Origin of the sequence: Kitasatospora sp. NBC_00374 (assembly GCF_041434935.1) — a bacterium.
Lineage (GTDB): Bacteria > Actinomycetota > Actinomycetes > Streptomycetales > Streptomycetaceae > Kitasatospora.
This window is the reverse complement of the sequence record NZ_CP107964.1, coordinates 5,122,361-5,138,842: the sequence shown is the minus strand read 5'-3', so window position 1 is coordinate 5,138,842 and position 16,482 is coordinate 5,122,361. Positions and strand designations below refer to the sequence as shown.

Sequence of the window (16,482 nt, the reverse complement as noted above, 5' to 3'; positions counted from 1 at the left end):
CACGGTGGACCGACGGCCCTGCCTGGTCGAGGCAGGGCCGACGGCGGTGGGATTTCCGTACGGATCGAGGAACGGGCTGCGCCTGGTGCGAAGGGCCGGTTACTTCTGCGAGACCTTCGACAGGGTCGGGTTCTCGTTGAAGTCGTAGGACAGGTTGACCCACTTGTCGGTGTTGGCCACCCGCTGCTGGGTGCGGTTCCACAGCGGGATCAGCGCCAGGTCCTCACCGATCGCGAGCTTCTCGGCCTGCTGGTAGAGCTTGTTGCGCTCGGCCTGGTCCTTGGAGCCGGTGGCCTTCGCCAGCAGGGCGTCGAAGGCCGGGTTGCTGTAGCGGCCGCGGTTGTCGCCCTGGACGTTGTGGGTGGCCGGGTCCTCGTTGATCGCCGAGGTGGACAGCAGCGGGTTCAGGAAGTTGCCGGGGGTCGGGTAGTCGGCGCCCCACGCCGCGCGGTACAGGCCGGTGGCCTCCGGGCCCTGCTCCTTCTTCAGCAGCTCCTTGAACGGGATGCCGTCGATCTGGACGTCCAGGCCGAGGACCTCCTTCAGCTGCTGCGCCACGGCCTGGACCCAGGCGTCGTGGCCGCCGCCGGTGTTGTAGCCGAAGTACAGCTTGGTGCCGGGGGTCAGGCCGGCCTTGGCCGCGAGCTCCTTGGCCTTGTCCTTGTCCTGCTTGCCGCAGCTGGCGCAGACGCCCGGCTGGTAGGCGTCCTTGAACGCCGGCGGGACGAGCGTGGTGGCCTTGTTGCGGAAGCCCTTGAACACACCGCTGACGATGGCGTCCCGGTCGATCGCGTAGGAGACCGCCTCGCGGGCCTCCTTGCTCTTCAGCGGGCCGTTGAAGGTGATCGGCAGGATGTAGTTCATGCCGTTGGCGTCCCAGTTCAGGAACTCGCCCTTGGACTCGTAGACCGCCTTGGCCGCGCCGAGCTGCTCGGTGGGCATCCGGGCCCAGTCGAACTGGCCGGCCTGGAAGCCCTGGTACTCCAGCTGGTCGGCGTTGGCCGAGTTGAGGATGGAGATCTCGACCCGGTCGACGTGCGCCTTGGTCAGCCCGTAGCTGTCGTTGCGGACCAGGGTGATCTTGCTGTTGTGCTGCCAGGGGCCGTCCAGCTTGAACGGGCCGTTGCCGATCGGCTGGTCGTTGTAGGTCTTGTTGGTGGCCGCGCCGGCGTCCTTGGTCACCGGGCTGAACACGGTGTGGAAGGTCCGCAGGTCGAACTCGCAGTCCTTGATGGCGAGTTTGACGTTGAGGGTGGTGGCGTCGGGCGCGGACAGGCCGGAGAAGGTGGTGGCGGAGCCGTCCTGGAGCTTGTCGAAGCCGTCGATCTCGGCCATGTGGTACGCGACGTCGGAGGCGGCGTCCTTGGCGGCGGCGCGGGTCCAGCCGCGGATGAACGCCTCGGCGTCCACCGGCTCGCCGTTGCTGAAGGTGGTACCGCTCTTGATCTTGAACGACCAGGCGCTGCAGTCGTCGTTCGGGGTGCGGCTCTCGGCCAGCGCGTTGGAGAGCTTGCCGTCGGCGTCGACGCTGGTCAGACCGGTGAACAGGGCCTGGGTGACCAGGGTTCCCTCGGACTCCTGAGTGTTGTACGGGTCGATCGCGGTCGGCTCGACAATGCCCAGTCGGAACGTACCGCCGTCCTTGGCGGGCGCGTTGTTGGCCTGGGTCGGCTTGGCGCCACCGTCACCGGAGCTCCCGTTGTTGCTGCAGGCGGCCACAGCCAGGACGGTGGATGCCGCCACCACTGTCCATCGCATTGCCTTGGTGAGCCTCATTCAACTGCCTCTCGAGTCAGGGCGGGGAACGAAGTAGCTCCTTCGCCTCCTGGTGTTCCAGGCAGCCGAAGGTCAACGCTGCGTCGGCGCCACCAAGTTGACAGCGCGCTCGCTGTTTCGCGTGGAGCAACTATCGATCACGCCTCCCCCCGGGCGGAATCGCTGGCACATCTCTTTTCTGTTACATGGCCCTGCCAAGGCGATGTATTCTCCCGCAATTTCTCGCATATCGTTCACGGAGTTTCACAGATTGAACTCCGAATACCGGACGATCACATCCGATTTACGCAAAATGAGTTGACGATTCGTTGACCCGATACTTTGCCGCCCCTCCGGGCACGACGACGGCCCGCCCCCCGGGCACGGGGCGGGCCGTCGGTCGGACGGTACCGGCGGGGTCAGTCGTTCTCGGCCTCCCGCTCGGCCGCGAAGTGGCAGGCCGAGTCGTGGGACGCCAGGCCCTGCAGCCACTCCCGCGCGACCAGCGCCGGCACCTCGGCGGCGCAGCGCTCCTGGGCCTTCCAGCAGCGGGTGCGGAACCGGCACCCGGAGGGCGGGTTGGCCGGCGAGGGCACGTCGCCCGACAGCACGATCCGGTCCCGGGACTCCCGAGCCCTCGGGTCGGGCACCGGCACCGCCGACAGCAGCGCCTGGGTGTACGGGTGGGTGGCGTGCTCGTAGATCTCGGCGTCCGAGCCGATCTCCACCACCCGGCCCAGGTACATCACGCCGACCCGGTCGGAGATGTGCCGCACGATGGAGAGGTCGTGCGCGATGAACATGTACGACAGGTTGAACTCGGTCTGCAGCTGCTCCAGCAGGTTGATCACCTGCGCCTGCACCGACACGTCGAGCGCGGAGACCGGCTCGTCGCAGATGATGATCTCCGGCTTGAGCGCCAGGCCCCGGGCGATCCCGATGCGCTGGCGCTGGCCGCCGGAGAACTGGTGCGGGTACCGGTTGATGTACTCCGGGTTGAGACCCACCACGTCCAGCAGGTCCTGGACGGCCTTGCGGCGGTCGCCCTTGGGCGCCACCTCCGGGTGGATCTCGTACGGCTCGCCGATGATGTCGCCGACCGTCATCCGCGGGTTGAGCGAGGTGTACGGGTCCTGGAACACCATCTGGATGTTGCGGCGCACGGCCTTCAGCCCGGCCCCGCTGAGCCGCGAGATCTCCTCCCCCTTGTACCGCACGGACCCCGCGGTCGCCGGCTCCAGGTTCATCAGCACCTTGGCCAGCGTCGACTTGCCGCAGCCCGACTCCCCCACGATGCCCAGCGTCTCGCCCTGCATCAGGTCGAAGGAGACCCCGTCGACCGCCTTGACCGCCCCGACGTGCTTCTTGAACAGGACGCCCTTCGTCAGCGGGAAGTGCTTGACCAGGTCGCGCACCTCCAGGATCGGCTCCCCCTTGGGCACGTGATGGACGAAGGCGACCTCCTCCGGCGCCGCCGCCGGACCGATCGGGCTGGCTCCGCTAAACGTCATCGAGGGTCTCCTTCCAGTAGAAGCAGGCGCTGCCCCGCCCGGGCACCGGCGTACCGTCCTCCCCGGTGACGTCGAACAGCCGGGGCACCTCCTGCCGGCAGATCTCCTGCGCCCGCGGGCACCGCGGGTTGAAGGCGCAACCCGGCGGGATCCGCAGCAGGTTGGGCGGCAGGCCCTTGATCGCGTAGAGCTCCTCGCCCTTCTGGTCCAGGCGCGGGATCGAGTCGAGCAGGCCGCGGGTGTACGGGTGGGCGGGCCGCGCGTAGAGCTCGTGGACGGGGGCGGTCTCGACGATCCGGCCGGCGTACATCACGGCGATCTTGTCCGCGACGTCGGCGACCACGCCGAGGTCGTGGGTGATCAGGATCAGGCCCATGTGGTACTCGGCCTGCAGCTCGGCGAGCAGGTCCATCACCTGCGCCTGGACGGTGACGTCCAGCGCGGTGGTGGGCTCGTCCGCGATGATCAGATCGGGCTCCAGCGCCAGCGCCATCGCGATCATGATGCGCTGGCGCATACCGCCGGAGAACTGGTGCGGGTAGTCACCGATACGCTCCGCGGCGGCGGGGATCCGCACCCGGTCCATCAGCTCGATGGCCTTGGCCTTCGCCTCCTTGCGGGAGGCGCCCTGGTGCACCCGGAACATCTCGCCCAGCTGGTAGCCGACCGTCATCACCGGATTGAGCGAGGAGAGCGCGTCCTGGAAGATCATCGCGATCTTCTGGCCGCGGACCTTGCGCCGCTCCTCCTTGGACATCTTCAGCATGTCCCGGCCCCGGTAGAGGATCTCCCCCTTGGGGATGCGGGCCGGCGGCATGTCCAGGATGCCCATGATCGCCTGCGCGGTGACGGACTTGCCGGAGCCCGACTCGCCGAGCACGGCCAGCGTCTCACCGGCGGCGACCTGGTAGTTGACCCCGTTGACGGCCTTGGCGACGCCGTCGCGGGTCTTGAACTCCACGTGCAGGTCCCGGACGTCGAGCAGCGGCCCCTGGTAGGGCTCCTCCCGGACGGGCTTCGAGGTGTCGGCAGCAGTACTCACAGGGCTCCCCTTGCTCAGCGCAGCTTCGGGTCGAGGGCGTCGCGCACCGCGTCGCCGAGCATGATGAAGGCCAGGACGGTGATGCTCAGGGCCGCGGCCGGGAAGAACATCACGTACGGGGCCGTCCGGATCACCTTCTGGGCCGAGGAGATGTCCACCCCCCAGGAGATGGTCGGGTCCTCCAGACCGATGCCGAGGAAGCTCAGCGTCGCCTCGGCCGTGATGTAGCCGCCCAGCGCGATGGTCGCGACCACGATCACCGGGGCGACGGCGTTCGGCAGGATGTGCCGGAACATCAGCCGGGGGGTCCCCGCACCGAGCGCCTTGCCGGCCACCACGTAGTCGGACTGCTTGACCGTCAGCACCGCACCGCGCATGACGCGGGCGAGCTGCGTCCAGCCGAGGAAGGCCAGCGCCAGGACGACGGTCCACACGTTGCGGTAGGTGAAGGCGTTGAGCAGCACCAGGGCTCCGAGCAGCAGCGGGATGCCGAAGAAGATGTCGATGATCCGGGAGACCACCGAGTCGACCCAGCCCCCGAAGTACCCGGCGATCATGCCGGTCAGCCCGCCGAGGATGGTCACGGCGAGCGTCACGCAGATACCGACGGTGATCGACGCGCGGGCTCCGTACAGCACCCGGGCGTAGATCGAGCGGCCCTGACCGTCGTAGCCGAACCAGCCGGCCCCGAAGAAGTCGGTCCAGTCGGGCCGCCGCAGGTAGTTGAGGACCAGGTTGGACTGCCGGGGGTTGGCGTTGGTGAACAGGCCGGGGAAGATCGCGATGATCACCAGCAGCACGATCAGGGCCGCCGAGACGAGGAAGATCGGGCGGTGCCGCAGGTCCCGCCAGGCGTCGCCCCAGAGGCTGCGGGCCTCCTCCCGCTTGGCCGGGTCGGGCTCGATCAGGGTGTCCTGCTCGACCAGCAGGCCCTGGTTGCCGACGTAGTCGAGGTGGCCGCTGCCCGGCGGAGGAAGGGGTTTCGGGTCGTTCTCGTCATGCACGTCAGGCATAGCGGATCCTCGGGTCCAGGACGGCGTAGAGCAGGTCGACGAGCAGGCTGGCGACCAGGTAGACGATGACCAGGACGGTGACGATGCCGACCACGGTCGGCCCCTCCTTCTGCCCGATCGCGCGGTAGAGGATGTTGCCGACGCCCTTGACGTTGAAGATGCCCTCGGTGACGATCGCCCCGCCCATCAGCGCCCCCAGGTCGGTCCCGAGGAAGGTGACCACCGGGATCAGCGAGTTGCGCAGCAGGTGGCGGGTGATGACGGTGCGCCGCGGCAGGCCCTTGGCGGTGGCGGTGCGGATGTAGTCGGCCCGGAGGTTCTCACCGATCGAGGTCCGGGTGAGCCGGGCCACGTACGCGAGCGACAGCGCGGCCAGCACCGCGCCGGGCAGCAGCAGTTGAGTGATGTCGGTGGAGTCCTGCACGGTCGGGGTGACCCAGCCGAGGTTGGTGGCGAACACCGTCTGCGCGATGTAACCGAGCACGAAGACCGGGATGGAGATCACCAGCAGGGTGAGCAGCAGCACCAGGGTGTCGGCCACACTGCCCCGCTTGAGGCCGGAGAGCACGCCCAGCGGCAGGCCCACCACGATCTCGAAGAAGAACGCGATGAGCGCCATCCGGATGGTGACCGGGAAGGCGTCCGCCATGATGCTGGAGACCGAGCGGCCGGTGAAACTGGTGCCGAAGTCGAGGTGCAGGATGTTGTTCATGTAGTGCAGGTACTGCTTCCACAGCGGCTGGTCCAGGTAGAACCGGTGCCGCAGACTGGCCACCTGCGCGGGGTCGGCCGCCTTGTCGCCGTACATGGCCGCGATCGGGTCGCCCGGCAGGGTGTAGACCATCAGGAAGATCAGAAACGTCGCGCCGAGGAACACCGGGATCATCTGCAGCACACGCCTGAGGATGTAGCTGCCCATCGTGCCTCCTTCCTAAGGGGCCCTGGAGCCGGAGCCGTGGAACCGGGGCCCCGCCCTCCGTGCGGGGAGGGCGGGGCCGGTGACGGGCGGTGTCAGCCGTTGACCTCGACCTGGGTCCAGGCCGGGTTGCCGAAGGAGTCGAACGTGACGTTCTTGACGTTCGTGGAGTAGCCCGAGTTGGTCCGGTAGTACCAGAGCGGAATCGCCGGGAAGTCCTGGGCCAGGACGGCCTCGGCCTTCTGGTAGCCGGTGGCGGAGTCCTGGATGCTGGGCGCCGCGTCGGCCTCGTTGGCCAGCTGGTCGAACTGCGGGCTGCTGTAGCCGAAGTCGTTGCCCGCCGCGCCGGTCTTGTAGACGTCGGCCAGGAAGTTGGCGTTCAGCGGGTAGTCCTGCACCCAGCCGGTGCGGAAGGCGCCGTTGATGGTGTGCCCGGTGATCGCCTCGCGGGCGGTCTTGAAGTCCGCCTTCGGGTCGCCGACGCAGTCCACCCCGGTGTTCTGCCGGATGGAGTTGCAGACCGCGTCCACCCACTCCTTGTGGCCGCCGTCGGCGTTGTAGGTGATCTTCAGGCTGCCCCCGGGAACGCCGCCGCCCTCGGTGATCAGCTGCTTGGCCTGGGCCGGGTCGAAGTTGCAGAAGTTGCCGCAGGTACCGGACTTGTAGCCCTCGACCCCCTCGGCCGTCCAGGCGGTGGCGGGCGTGCGCGAGCCCTGCAGCACGGTCTTGGTGATGGTGTTGCGGTCGATCGCCATCGACAGGCCCTGCCGGACCTTCGCCGTGTTCGCGCCCTGCCACTCGGGCTGGTACAGGGTGAAGCCGATGTTCTGGATCGCGCCCTGCGGGGAGTCGATCGCCCGGTCGCCGAGGTCGGACTTGTAGGTCGCCAGCGCCGACGGCGGGACCTGGTCGATCACGTCCAGGTTGTTGGACTGCAGGTCCGCGTAGGCGGCCTCGGCGGTGGTGTACATCTTGAAGACCACGCCGCCGTTCTTCGGCTTGTCCACGCCCATGTAGCCCGGGTACGACTTCGTCACGACCTGCGTGTTGTGGTCCCAGCTGACGAACTGGTAGGGCCCGTTGCCGACCGGCTTCTGGCCGTACCCGGCCGGGTCGTTGAAGAAGGCGTCCGGCAGCGGCGAGAAGGCGATGTACCCCAGCTTGTAGGGGAAGTACGAGACCTTGCCGTTGAGCTTGATGGTGAAGTGGGTGTCGTCGGTCACCGTCAGGCCGGACATCGTGGTCGCGGTGGACGCCCCGCTCGCCGGGTGGACGTCCTGGTAGCCCTGGATGTCGGCGAACCAGGAGCTGTTGATCTGGTTGTTGGCGGTGGTCGCCGCCCAGTTCCAGGCGTTCACGAAGTTGGCGGCCTTCACCGGCGTGCCGTCGTGGAAGGTCCAGCCCGTCTTCAGCGTCACGTTGAAGGTCTGCGAGTCGCTGGTGTCGATCGACTCGGCGACCTGCATCCGCAGCTGCGCGTTGCTGGGGTCGTAGTCGGCCAGGCCCTTGAACAGGTTCTGCAGGATGCGCCCGCCACCGGTCTCGTTCGCGTTGGCCGGCTGCAGCGGGTTCTGCGGCTCACTGCTCTGGTAGCTGAAGGTCTTGGCGGCATCGGTCGAACCGCCGCTGCCGCTACTGCCGCTGCTGCCACAGCCGGTGGCCACCAGGGCCACGGATGTCGCACCGATGACGGCCCGGCGCACTCGGGTGGCTGAGGGCATGGGGCATCCTCCTAGGGGTGTGGAACGCATCACACCCCATGAGAGTCGCCGGGTCGTGGTGGCGCGACCGCAGTACCACCGGATGGGTGCACCCGATGGTCCGTCAGGAGACGGCGAAGGGCCCGCGGTGCGTGTCGCACCGCGGGCCCTTCGGACGGGCGGTCAGGCCGCCGTGGTCGCAGCCTCGCGGACCTCCGCGAAGTGGCAGGCCGAGTCGTGCGCGGCCGGGCCGCTCAGCACCTGCGGGACGGCGAGCAGCGGCGCCTCGGTCGCGCAGCGCTCCTCGGCCTTCCAGCACCGGGTGCGGAAGCGGCAGCCCGACGGCGGGTTCGCCGGCGAGGGGATGTCCCCGGAGAGCACGATCCGGTCGCGGGACTCGCGGCCGGTCGGGTCCGGCACCGGTACCGCGGACAGCAGTGCCTGGGTGTACGGGTGGGTGGCGTGCTCGTAGATCTGCTCGTCGGTGCCGATCTCGACCATCTTGCCCAGGTACATCACGCCGACCCGGTCGGAGATGTGCCGGACGATGGAGAGGTCGTGCGCGATGAACATGTACGACAGGTTGAACTCGCCCTGCAGCTGCTCCAGCAGGTTGATCACCTGCGCCTGCACCGACACGTCGAGCGCGGAGACCGGCTCGTCGCAGATGATGACCTCGGGCTTGAGCGCGAGGCCGCGGGCGATGCCGATGCGCTGGCGCTGGCCGCCGGAGAACTGGTGCGGGTACCGGTTAATGTACTCCGGGTTGAGACCCACCACGTCCAGCAGGTCCTGGACGGCCTTGCGGCGGTCGCCCTTGGGCGCCACCTCCGGGTGGATCTCGTACGGCTCGCCGATGATGTCGCCGACCGTCATCCGCGGGTTGAGCGAGGTGTACGGGTCCTGGAACACCATCTGGATGTTGCGGCGCACGGCCTTCAGCGCGGCGCCCGAGAGGCGGGAGATGTCCTCGCCCTTGAACAGCACCTGGCCGGCGGTGGCCCGCTCCAGGTTCATCAGGACCTTGGCCAGCGTCGACTTGCCGCAGCCCGACTCGCCGACGATGCCGAGCGTCTCGCCCTTCTGGAGGGAGAACGAGATGCCGTCCACGGCCTTGACCGCGCCGACCTGCTTCTTGAAGAGGATGCCCTGGCTGAGCGGGTAGTGCTTGACCAGGTCGCGGACCTCCAGGATGGGCTCAGCCATGGAGGGTCTCCTTCCAGAGGTGGCAGGCGCTCTTGCGGCCGGCGAGCTCGCCGCCGTCCTGGTCGAGCACCTGGTGCAGCGCCGGGATCTCGGTGCGGCAGAGGTCGGTGGCGGCGTCGCAGCGCGGGTTGAAGGCGCAACCGGCCGGGACCTTCAGCAGGTTCGGCGGCAGGCCCTTGATCGCGTAGAGCTCCTCGCCCTTCTGGTCCAGGCGCGGGATCGAGCGGAGCAGGCCCTTGGTGTAGGGGTGCGCCGGGTTCGCGTAGAGCTCGTGGACGGGGGCGGTCTCGACGATCCGGCCGGCGTACATCACGGCGATCTTGTCCGCGACGTCGGCGACCACGCCGAGGTCGTGGGTGATCAGGATCAGGCCCATGTGGTACTCGGCCTGCAGCTCGGCGAGCAGGTCCATCACCTGCGCCTGGACGGTGACGTCCAGCGCGGTGGTGGGCTCGTCCGCGATGATCAGATCGGGCTCCAGCGCCAGCGCCATCGCGATCATGATGCGCTGACGCATACCGCCGGAGAACTGGTGCGGGTAGTCGCCCACCCGCTGCGCGGCGGCGGGGATCCGCACCCGCTCCATCAGCTCGATGGCCTTGGCCTTCGCCTCCTTGCGGGAGGCGCCCTGGTGCACCCGGAACATCTCGCCCAGCTGGTAGCCGACGCTCAGCACCGGGTTCAGCGAGGACAGCGCGTCCTGGAAGATCATCGCGATCTTCCGGCCGCGGATCTTCCGGCGCTCCTCGTTGGACATCTTCAGCATGTCCCGGCCCCGGAAGAGGATCTCGCCCGAGGAGATCCGGCCCGGGGGCATGTCGAGGATGCCCATGATGGTCTGGGCGGTCACGGACTTGCCGGAGCCGGACTCGCCGAGCACGGCGAGCGTCTCACCGGCGGCGACGCTGTAGTTCACGCCGTTGACGGCCTTGGCGACGCCGTCGCGGGTCTTGAACTCGACGTGCAGGTCGCGGACTTCGAGCAGCGGGGTGCCGGGGACCAGTCGGTCCTGGGCCACGGCGGTCTTCTCGGTCGCAGTGGTCATGGTGCGTGCCACCTCTCTCAGCGCAGCTTGGGGTCGAGGGCGTCACGCACCGCGTCGCCGAGCATGATGAACGCCAGCACCGTGATGCTGAGCATGCCCGCGGGGAAGAACAGTGCGAACGGGGCGGTACGGATCACCTTCTGGGCCGAGTTGATGTCGATGCCCCAGGAGATGGTCGGGTCCTGCAGACCGATGCCGAGGAAGCTCAGCGTCGCCTCGGTGGCGATGTAGCCGCCCAGCGCGATGGTCGCGACCACGATCACCGGGGCGATCGCGTTCGGCAGGATGTGCTTGAGCATGATCCGTCCGGTGCCGGCGCCGAGCGCCTTGGCGGCGGTCACGTAGTCGGCCTGCTTCACCGTGATGACCGAGCCGCGCATGACGCGGGTCATCTGGGTCCAGCCGAGGGCGACCAGGGCGAAGACCACGCTCCAGACGGTGCGTGTGGTGAAGGCGTTGAGCACCACCAGGGCGCCCAGCAGCAGCGGGATGCCGAAGAACATGTCGGTGACCCGGGAGATGATCGTGTCGACCCAGCCGCCGAAGTAGCCGGCGAACATGCCCGCCAGCCCGCCAAGGATGGTGACACCGGCCGTCACGCAGATGCCGACCACGACCGAGGCGCGGGCACCGTAGATCACCCGGGCGTAGATCGAACGGCCCTGGCCGTCGTATCCGAACCAGTCGGCCTGGAAGAGGTGCGAGTAGTTCGGCTTCGTCAGGTAGTGGGTGCGCAGGTCGCCGGCGCGTGGGTCCACCGAGGTGAACAGGCCCGGGGCGATCGCGATCACGATCAGCAGCACGATGAGCAGCGCCGAGATGATGAAGATCGGCCGCTTGCGCAGGTCGTGCCAGGCGTCCAGCCCGAGGCTGCGGGCCTTCTCCTGCTTGGGCGCAGGGACCTCGGCCGTGCGCTGCGCCGGGATCTCGGTCTTGGTGTCGGTCAGGTCAGGCATACCGGATCCTCGGGTCCAGGACCGCGTAGAGCAGGTCGACGATCAGGCTGGCGGCGAGGTAGATGAGCACCAGGACGACCACGAACCCGGACACGGTCGCGCCCTCGTTGAGGTTGATCGCGTGGTACAGCGCGTTGCCGACGCCCTTGACATTGAAGATGCCCTCGGTGACGATCGCTCCGCCCATCAGGGCGCCCAGGTCGGTACCGAGGAAGGTGACCACCGGGATCATCGAGTTCCGCAGCAGGTGCGTGCCGATCACGCGGCGCTTCGGCAGGCCCTTGGCCACCGCGGTGCGCATGTAGTCGGCCTTGATGTTCTCGGCTATGGAGGTGCGGGTGAGCCTCGCGACGTAGGCCAGCGAGAGCGAGCCGAGCACGATGGCGGGCAGCACCAACTGGCCGAGGTTCTCGGAGTCCTGGACGGTCGGCGTCACCCAGCCGAGCTGGGTGGAGAAGACGTTCTGGAAGATGAAGCCCAGCACCGGCACCGGGATGGAGATCAGCAGCAGCGTCAGGATGAGGGTGCTCTTGTCGAACGCCTTGCCCCGGCGAAGACCCGCGAACAGGCCGATCGCCACACCCAGGACGATCTCGATGGCGAAGGCCAGCAGGGCCAGTCGCACCGTTACCGGCAGGGCGTCGGAGATCACCTCGATCACCGGGCGGCCGGACATGGTCGTCCCGAACTTACCCTGGAACAGGTCGACCATGTAGTTGTAGTACTGCTCGTACCACGGGACGTCGAGACCCATCTTGTGCCTGAACGCGGCGAGCTGGGCCGGGTCTGCCGCCTTGTCGCCCCACATCGCTGCGGCCGGGTCTCCGGGGAGCGCACGCGTCATCAGGAAGATGAGTGTGACCGTACCCAGGAAGACCGGGATCATTTGGAGCAGTCGCCTCGCGACAAAGCGCCCCATCATGCCTCCATCCAATACTCTGCCGGGCCGTCATCCCGTCACAGAGGTTCTATGGCGTGACAAGGCCGGTGCCGGTCCGCCTTTGTGGGGCGGAGGGCACCGGCCGTGTCGTTTCAAGCCGTGCGGTGCCGGCCTGATTACTTCTGCTTGACCTCGACCTGGGTGAAGACCGGGTCACCGAACGAGTCGAACTTCACGTTCTGGACGTTGTTCGAGTAGCCCGAGGTGGTCTTGTAGTACCAGAGCGGGATCGCCGGCATGTCCTTGGCCAGCTGGGCCTCGGCCTGCTGGTAGAGCTCCGCGGTCTTCTCGACCGAGGTGGCCTTGTCGGCCTCGGCGGCGAGCTTGTCGAACTCCGGGTTGGAGTAGCTGCCGTCGTTGGCGGCGGCACCGGTGCCGTAGACGTCGCGCAGGAAGTTGGCGTTCAGCGGGTAGTCCTGCACCCAGCCGGTCCGCATCATGCTCTCGACCTGCTTCTTCTTGATCAGGTCGCGCGAGGTCTTGAAGTCCGGCTTCGGGTCGCCGAGGCACTCGACGCCGGTGGCCTGGCGGATGGAGTTGCAGACCGCGTCCACCCACTCCTTGTGGCCGCCGTCGGAGTTGTAGACGATGGTGATCTTGTTGCCGGGGACGCCGCCGCCCTCGGTGATCAGCTGCTTCGCCTTGGCCGGGTCGTACTTGCAGGCGTCGCCGCAGGTGCCGGCCTTGTAGCCCATGGCGCCCGGGGCGACCCAGCTGTCGGCCGGCTGACGCGAGCCGTTCAGCACGGTCTTGGTGATGGTGTCGCGGTCGATCGCCATCGACAGGCCCTGGCGGACCTTGGCCTTGTCGACCGGCTTCCAGCCGTCCTGGTACAGGGCGAAGGAGATGTTCTGGATCGCGCCCTGGGCCTGGTCGACGGCCCGGCTGCCCAGGTCCGTCTTGTAGGAGGCGAGGTCGCTCGGGTCGACCTGGTCCAGCACGTCCACGTTGTCGGACACGAGGTCCTTGTACGCGGCCTCGGGCTGGGTGTAGTTCTTGAAGACGATGCCGCCGTTCTTCGGCTTGTCGAGGCCCGCGTACTTGTCGTACGCGGCGACGGTGATCGCCTTGTTGTGCTCCCACGAGACGAACTTGTAGGGGCCGTTGCCGACCGGGTTCTGGCCGTACTTCGCCGGGTCGGTGAAGAACGCCTTCGGCAGCGGCGAGAAGGCCGTGTAGCCGAGCTTGTACTGGAAGTACGAGACCGGGCCGGTCAGCTGGATGGTGAAGTGGGTGTCGTCGACGACCTTCAGACCGGACATGGTCTCGGCGGTCGGGTCACCCTTCTCCGGGTGCACGGCGTCGTAGCCGGCGATGTCGGAGAACCAGTCGGAGTTGATCTGGCCGTTCTTGGTGTTGGCCGACCAGTTCCAGGCGTCCACGAAGGAGGCCGCGGTCACCGGGGTGCCGTCGTGGAAGGTCCAACCGGACTTCAGGGTGACGGTGTAGTTGGTGGCGTCGGTGGTTTCGATCTTCTCGGCCACCTGGTTGCGCAGCTTGCCGTCGGCGGGGTCGTAGTCCACGAGGCCCTTGAACAGCTGCTTGATGATGCGCCCGCCGCCGACCTCCATGGCGTTGGCCGGCTGCAGCGGGTTCTGCGGCTCGCTGCTCTGGTAGCTGAACGTGCCGGTGGCGTTGACGGCGGCGTCGTTCGCGGCGCCGCCGCTGCTCGCACCGTTGCTGCCACAAGCGGTAGCTGCGAGGGCGACCGCGACTGCTGCGACGACCCACTTGGCCTGGCTGGCACCGCGCATGGGTGTGCCTCCTGAATCCGTGTTTCAAACGAGAGCGCACCGAGGGAGTTGGCCGGCATCGACTGCCATGGCCGAACGGTGCTTTCCTCGCCCGAGGTTCGGCGCGCACCCCTGCGCGTAACCCTTGACCCGAGCTCGACTGAACCCACTATCGGTCACACACGGATACGAACATGACCACTAGGGATCTCAATTTGGTCACATGGGTAGCCAGTTAGTTTCGATAATCGGACATTTGCGACATACACAGACAGGGTCGAAACGGACAGTTGACATGCATGACGGTCTGTCACGTTCGGATAGCGAACTACTGACGTGTGAACTGCTACGCGCGTCGACTGCAGAGCGTAAGAAAGGCGTCGGCCGGCCGCCCGCCCCGAAGGACGGACGGCCGGCCGACGCCGGCTGGGATCAGTTCTTCTTGGCGCGCGAGGCCGTACGGCCGCGCTCCTTCTGGTCCAGGACGACCTTGCGGATACGCACGGTCTCCGGGGTCACCTCGATGCACTCGTCCTCGCGGCAGAACTCCAGGGACTGCTCCAGCGAGAGCTTGCGCGGCGGCACCAGGTTCTCGGTGGTGTCCGAGGAAGCCGCACGCATGTTGGTGAGCTTCTTCTCCTTGGTGATGTTGATGTCCATGTCGTCCTGGCGCGAGTTCTCGCCGACGATCATGCCCTCGTACACCTCGGTCGTGGGCTCGACGAACAGCGTGCCGCGCTCCTGGATGCCCATCATGGCGAACGGCGTCACGACGCCCGCCCGGTCGGCCACCAGCGAGCCGTTGTTGCGCATCCGCAGCTCGCCGAACCACGGCTCGTGGCCCTCGAAGATGGAGTGCGCGATGCCGGTGCCGCGGGTGTCCGTGAGGAACTGGGTACGGAAGCCGATCAGGCCGCGCGAGGGCACGATGAACTCCATGCGGACCCAGCCGGAGCCGTGGTTCGTCATGGTCTCCATACGGCCCTTGCGGGTCGCCATCAGCTGGGTGATCGCACCGAGGTACTCCTCGGGGCTGTCGATGGTCATCCGCTCGACCGGCTCGTGCACCTTGCCGTTGATGACCTTGGTGACCACCTGCGGCTTGCCGACGGTCAGCTCGAACAGCTCCCGGCGCATGGTCTCGACCAGGATCGCCAGCGCCAGCTCACCGCGGCCCTGGACCTCCCAGGCGTCCGGACGCTCGGTCGGCAGCACGCGCAGCGAGACGTTACCGATCAGCTCGCGGTCCAGGCGGTCCTTCACCATGCGGGCGGTGACCTTGTGGCCCTTGCCGCCCTTGCCGACCAGCGGCGAGGTGTTGGTGCCGATGACCATCGAGATGGCCGGCTCGTCCACGGTGATCAGCGGCAGGGCGACCGGGTTCTCCAGGTCGGCCAGGGTCTCACCGATCATGATGTCCGGGATACCCGCGACGGCGCAGATGTCGCCGGGACCGGCCACCTCGGCCGGCTTGCGGGTGAGCGCCTCGGTCATCAGCAGCTCGGTGATCTTGACCTGCTGGACCGAGCCGTCCCGCTTCATCCACGCGACCTGCTGGCCCTTGCGCAGCTCGCCCTGCTCGACGCGGCAGAGCGCGATACGGCCGAGGAAGTTGTCGGCGTCCAGGTTGGTGACGTGGGCCTGGAGCGGGGCCTCCTCGTCGAACACCGGGGCCGGGACGTGCTCGAGGATCGTCGAGAAGAACGGCTCCAGCGAGTCGCTGTCGGCCGGGACGGTGCCGTCCTCGGGCTTGGTCATCGAGGCGACGCCGTCACGCGCACAGGCGTAGACGATCGGGAACTCGATCTGCTCCTCGGTGGCGTCCAGGTCCAGGAAGAGGTCGTAGGTCTCGTTGATGACCTCGTCGATCCGGGCGTCCGGACGGTCGGTCTTGTTGATGCACAGGATGACCGGGAGCTTCGCGGTCAGGGCCTTGCGGAGCACGAAGCGGGTCTGCGGCAGCGGACCCTCGGACGCGTCGACCAGCAGGACGACCGCGTCCACCATCGACAGACCGCGCTCGACCTCGCCACCGAAGTCGGCGTGGCCCGGGGTGTCGATGATGTTGATCGTGATCGGGGCGCCACCCTCCTTGGGGTGGTACTTGACGGCCGTGTTCTTCGCGAGAATGGTGATGCCCTTCTCGCGCTCCAGGTCGTTCGAGTCCATCATTCGGTCGTCGAGGTGCTGGTGGGCGGCGAAGGCGCCGGCCTGCTTCAGCATGGCGTCGACCAGCGTGGTCTTGCCGTGGTCGACGTGGGCGACGATGGCAACGTTGCGGATGTCATTGCGCGTGGGCATGCGGAGCGAACTCTCCCGAAATCGTGGGTTACGGCGCCCCGGCTGCGACCCTGCGACCCTGCGACCCCTGTTGATCGCTGCCGCCGTACCGCCTGCTACTACCGGTCCACCTGCCGGGCACGACATGCCACGGCTTCCTCCTATCGTACGGGGAACCACCCATGCGGGCCGAAACGGAGGGCCCCGAGGGGGTCAAGATCACAACTGGGACACGTGCTCCGCCCTCCGAACCGCCCGGGCCCCAGGCCGGTCCGGCCGTCCTGAGGCCCCGGCGCCGGTCGTGCGCCACACCCTGCTCGGAACGCTCTGCGCGCTCTCCGCGCCGTTCGCCCCGCCCGCCCCCGCCGGCCGGGACCGCCGTCCT

At 67.7% G+C, this 16,482-nt stretch carries 12 protein-coding genes; all 12 read right to left on the bottom strand.

Going from position 1 to position 16,482, the window contains the following annotated elements; all coding sequences use genetic code 11:
• Positions 1-99: 99 nt before the first annotated feature.
• Positions 100-1,758, bottom strand: coding sequence for an ABC transporter substrate-binding protein (locus OG871_RS23155; RefSeq protein WP_371498897.1), 1,659 nt, complete (start codon positions 1,756-1,758; stop codon positions 100-102).
• 416 nt (positions 1,759-2,174) lie between these two features.
• Positions 2,175-3,266 (bottom strand): ABC transporter ATP-binding protein, encoded by a 1,092-nt coding sequence (locus tag OG871_RS23150; protein WP_371498896.1) that lies wholly within the window; start codon positions 3,264-3,266, stop codon positions 2,175-2,177.
• On the bottom strand, positions 3,256-4,308 hold the full coding sequence (locus OG871_RS23145; protein WP_371498895.1) for an ABC transporter ATP-binding protein: 1,053 nt from the start codon (positions 4,306-4,308) through the stop codon (positions 3,256-3,258). Before OG871_RS23145 ends, OG871_RS23150 begins: the two co-directional genes overlap by 11 nt.
• A 14-nt stretch (positions 4,309-4,322) precedes the next feature.
• The gene (locus OG871_RS23140; protein ID WP_371498894.1) at positions 4,323-5,321 is read right to left on the bottom strand and encodes an ABC transporter permease; all 999 of its coding nucleotides are present in this window, start codon (positions 5,319-5,321) and stop codon (positions 4,323-4,325) included.
• Positions 5,314-6,240 carry an ABC transporter permease gene (locus OG871_RS23135; protein ID WP_371498893.1) on the bottom strand — a complete coding sequence of 309 codons (927 nt, stop codon included), beginning with the start codon at positions 6,238-6,240 and terminating at the stop codon, positions 5,314-5,316. Before OG871_RS23135 ends, OG871_RS23140 begins: the two co-directional genes overlap by 8 nt.
• A gap of 92 nt (positions 6,241-6,332) precedes the next feature.
• Entirely contained in the window at positions 6,333-7,958 is a 1,626-nt protein-coding gene (locus OG871_RS23130) for an ABC transporter substrate-binding protein (RefSeq protein ID WP_371498892.1), read from the bottom strand.
• Positions 7,959-8,120: 162 nt separating this feature from the next.
• The gene (locus OG871_RS23125) at positions 8,121-9,143 is read right to left on the bottom strand and encodes an ABC transporter ATP-binding protein (protein WP_371498891.1); all 1,023 of its coding nucleotides are present in this window, start codon (positions 9,141-9,143) and stop codon (positions 8,121-8,123) included.
• The gene (locus tag OG871_RS23120) at positions 9,136-10,188 is read right to left on the bottom strand and encodes an ABC transporter ATP-binding protein (RefSeq protein ID WP_371498890.1); all 1,053 of its coding nucleotides are present in this window, start codon (positions 10,186-10,188) and stop codon (positions 9,136-9,138) included. The genes OG871_RS23125 and OG871_RS23120 overlap by 8 nt, the downstream gene beginning before the upstream one ends.
• A gap of 17 nt (positions 10,189-10,205) precedes the next feature.
• Complete coding sequence (locus OG871_RS23115; RefSeq protein WP_371498889.1) at positions 10,206-11,144, bottom strand: ABC transporter permease; 939 nt, start codon at positions 11,142-11,144, stop codon at positions 10,206-10,208.
• On the bottom strand, positions 11,137-12,063 hold the full coding sequence (locus OG871_RS23110) for an ABC transporter permease (RefSeq protein ID WP_371498888.1): 927 nt from the start codon (positions 12,061-12,063) through the stop codon (positions 11,137-11,139). The genes OG871_RS23115 and OG871_RS23110 overlap by 8 nt, the downstream gene beginning before the upstream one ends.
• A 137-nt stretch (positions 12,064-12,200) precedes the next feature.
• Positions 12,201-13,838: an ABC transporter substrate-binding protein gene (locus tag OG871_RS23105; RefSeq protein ID WP_371498887.1), complete on the bottom strand. Its 1,638-nt coding sequence runs from the start codon at positions 13,836-13,838 to the stop codon at positions 12,201-12,203.
• A 411-nt stretch (positions 13,839-14,249) separates the two neighbouring features.
• A complete protein-coding gene (gene typA, locus OG871_RS23100; RefSeq protein ID WP_371498886.1) occupies positions 14,250-16,118 on the bottom strand; it encodes a translational GTPase TypA in 1,869 nt (622 codons plus the stop codon).
• Between the last annotated feature and the right edge of the window lie 364 nt (positions 16,119-16,482).